General features: G+C 40.4%; 1 protein-coding gene. It reads left to right on the top strand.

All coding sequences use genetic code 11. The features are described from left to right. Window positions 1-302, top strand: a 302-nt coding sequence (locus tag FC652_RS20265) for a hypothetical protein (protein ID WP_176299919.1), incomplete at its 5' end; no start/stop codon positions are given. Window positions 303-488 lie beyond the last annotated feature (186 nt).

Genomic DNA, 488 nt, shown 5'->3' with positions numbered 1-488 from the left:
TTGTTGTGATAGCTCTATCCCAGTTTGTGCCATTCTTTGCTACTACTCAATTGGTCGATTTCCTTTTCTTTGTTGTAATTGTCATATGGTTTTTGGCGAAGCTAATGTGGGAAGGTGGTATCCACAGTAAGACAACTCGGTTAGACGATCCTAGAACAGATAAAGTTTACAAAATGGTAAAAGGGCATGATTTCGAAAAAGATCAACGCGAGCATTATCGAATGAACTACCAAACAGGTTTGGTTTTCTTCATAGCCGGTCTACCTGCGTTTATTGCTTGTTTAGTCCTCCAATTTCTTTGAGTACGAGCATAACAAGCAATTTAAGAGGGATTCCCAACGCTTGGCATTTTTGCTTCTACTTCAAATTTAGTGTTTATGGCACAATGCTTTAGGTTGGGTGGTGGCGTTGCTCACCCCTTAATTGGGCGTTATGCTTAATCACGTAAAATCAGTGGCTTATTGTTTTTCGTTGTTCCCTCGGCTGAT

Origin of the sequence: Vibrio sp. 05-20-BW147, from assembly GCF_013369385.1 — a bacterium.
In the GTDB taxonomy this organism is placed as follows: domain Bacteria; phylum Pseudomonadota; class Gammaproteobacteria; order Enterobacterales; family Vibrionaceae; genus Vibrio; species Vibrio floridensis.
Note: the sequence above shows the minus strand (reverse complement) of the source record. Positions and strands in the feature narration are given on the sequence as shown.